This is a genomic window from Streptomyces sp., from assembly GCF_035563135.1.
Classification (GTDB): domain Bacteria; phylum Actinomycetota; class Actinomycetes; order Streptomycetales; family Streptomycetaceae; genus Streptomyces.
The window spans coordinates 1-2,313 of sequence record NZ_DATMVN010000371.1 but is presented as its reverse complement, the minus strand read 5'-3'; the positions used below and the strand labels follow the sequence as shown (position 1 = coordinate 2,313).

The following is a 2,313-nucleotide window of genomic DNA, read 5'->3' as shown; positions in this document are numbered from 1 at the left end:
AGAACCTCGGCAGCCACTTCACCCGGTAACCGGGGTGGCCGGCGTGCTCGGCGGCCATCTGCCGGACGACGAACCCCAGCCCGACGGCTCGGCCCGAGGTGAAGTCCTGCGCCGGGCGGTCGGTGTCCAGGACCGCGATCTCCTCGTACTCGTCCAGGAGGACCCTGGTGGTCTCGATGCGGCGCAGGGCGCGCGCCGGGTCCTGGAAGGCGATGTGCCGGTCGTAACCCCGTGACCGTACGACGAACGCGATACCGCTCGTCCGGTCGTGCACCTCACCGGGCGCCTCGGCCGGGGTCCGCCAGCCGTCACCACCCGCTTCCCGCGCGATGTCCTCCTCCTCGGCGAGGCGCGCCCGCACGAAGGCCAACAGGTCCGTGTTGTCTGCCATCTGGTTTCGAATCCTTCTCCGTCACAGACCGCGGCGGATGATCCACTCACCGCCACGGGCCCGTTCTGCCCGACCAGCAGAGGATGCCTCACCGACGCGCCGCGGGCGCAGTCCGCACCGGGCGCGTTTCGGATGACGGACACCGCACACGGCTGTGACCGGCGGGAATCAGCGGGACGGGCCCTTGCGGGGGCCATGAGCGGCGCGCCGTGGAACGCACCGGTGCGTCCGTCGGCGCATGGCCCAGGATCTCTCGCGCGTGCGGTCGTCCACGGTGACGGCTCCGCCGCCCGTGTCCCGCTCGAAGTGCCCGGCACGCGGCCGCCGTGCGGTCCACGAAGGCGGACCGGTACGGGCGCGTGGAGCGGTCCGGGAGGGAGGGGCCGGTTCACCTGCATCCGCCGCCAGAGACGCAGCAGGGACGCAGCACGGGCCCGGGGAGCCCTGCGGGCACCCGCATGAGGAGGCGGCCCGGCATCGGGAGCACGGGGCCCCGCCCGCGTACCCCTCGGCGGCGTCGCCGGTGCTCACCACCGCCCGGGCGAGCGCCCCCGGCGGTCCGCAGGGCTTCGGCTGCCTTCGGGGCTCCAGGTCACACAGCCGGAACGCGCACCCGCCCGCGGGTGCGCGTGTCCCACGGCCGGCGCGCCCTCTACGCCACGGAGGGCTCCGTGCCCGCTTGCGCGCACACCGAGGCGGCGGCCTCGGAGGCGTAGGCCAGCATGTCCCGCACCTCCTCCGGCCCGGGAGCCGCCGTGAAGGCGCCGAGGGCGCCCATCCGGCTCAGCAGGCCCGCGGCGAACGCGTCCCCCGCGCCGATCGTGTTGACCACCTCCACCGGCACGGCCGCCACGGACACGGGAGGCGCGGTCGCCGTGTACGCCGTGCTGCCCCTCGCCCCCCGGGTGAGGACCACCAGCCGTCCGCCGGCCGCCAGCTCGCGGCACGTCTCCTCGGGGCCGGCCCCCGGCCACAGCCGCTCCAGGTCCTCGTCGCTGGCCTTCACGACATGCGCGAGTCCGCACAGTTCCCGAAGCGCCGCCGCGCCGTGGTCCGTGCCCAGCGTGCGGTCCTGGCGGACGTTGGGGTCCACCACGAGGAGGGAGTGCTCCGAGGCCGCGCGGGCGGTCGCCCTTACGGCCGACGCCGCCGGCTCGACGACGGCCGCGAGGCCGCCGACGTACACGGCTCCGAAACCGGTGGTGCGCGCGGAGAGGTCCGGCAGCCGGAACGTCGCCGTGTCCTGGAGGTGGAAGTGGTAGCCCGTCCCCCCGGCTCCCGGTTCCGCGACGGCCAGCGCGGTGGGCAGGCCGGAGCGTTCGCAGAGCGTGAGGTCGGCCCCGGCCGCGCTCAGCCGGTCCTCGATCGTGCGGGCGAAACCGTCGCCGCCCAGACCCCCGGCGAACGACACGGGGGTGCCGAGCCTGGCCAGCCCGACGGCGACGTTGGCAGGGGCCCCGCCGAACTGGGCGGCCCGTACACCGCCGTCCCCGCCCACGGGTACGAGGTCGATGAGGGCCTCACCGAGTACGAGGACGGCGCCGGGTCCGCCCGTCACGGCTCCACCACGATCTTGCGGCCGATGCCCGCCTTGAAGCGGTCGATGGCCTGCGGGTACTGCTCGAGCGGCAGCCGGTCGCTGATGAAGACGGCGGGGTCGAGGACTCCGGTGGCGAAGAGCGCGGCGGCGCGTTCGTAGCTGTGCAGCACGGCCATCGAGCCGGTGATGGTGATCTCCTGGTTGTAGATGCGGTACGGGTCGATCTGGACCCGGGTCGCGTAGTCGGCGACGCCGAACTGGAGGAAGGTGCCGGCCTTGGCGACCCGGTCCAGGCCGTCCTGGATCGCCGCCGCGTTGCCGGTGGCGTCGATGACCAGGTCCCAGCCCTGGGGGCGGTCGAGTTCGTCGGCCGACGCGGCCG

The 2,313-nt window shown here is 74.6% G+C and carries 3 protein-coding genes; all 3 read right to left on the bottom strand.

Annotation, left to right across the window (positions count from 1 at the left end; genetic code table 11):
• A partial coding sequence (locus tag VN520_RS16055; protein WP_325747601.1) for a DUF6221 family protein occupies nt 1-391 on the bottom strand: 391 nt, incomplete at its 3' end.
• A gap of 652 nt (nt 392-1,043) precedes the next feature.
• Nucleotides 1,044-1,949, bottom strand: coding sequence for a PfkB family carbohydrate kinase (locus tag VN520_RS16050; RefSeq protein WP_325747600.1), 906 nt, complete (start codon nt 1,947-1,949; stop codon nt 1,044-1,046).
• On the bottom strand, nt 1,946-2,313 hold a 368-nt coding region (locus tag VN520_RS16045; RefSeq protein WP_325747599.1), incomplete at its 5' end, for a zinc-binding dehydrogenase. The genes VN520_RS16045 and VN520_RS16050, both read right to left, overlap by 4 nt.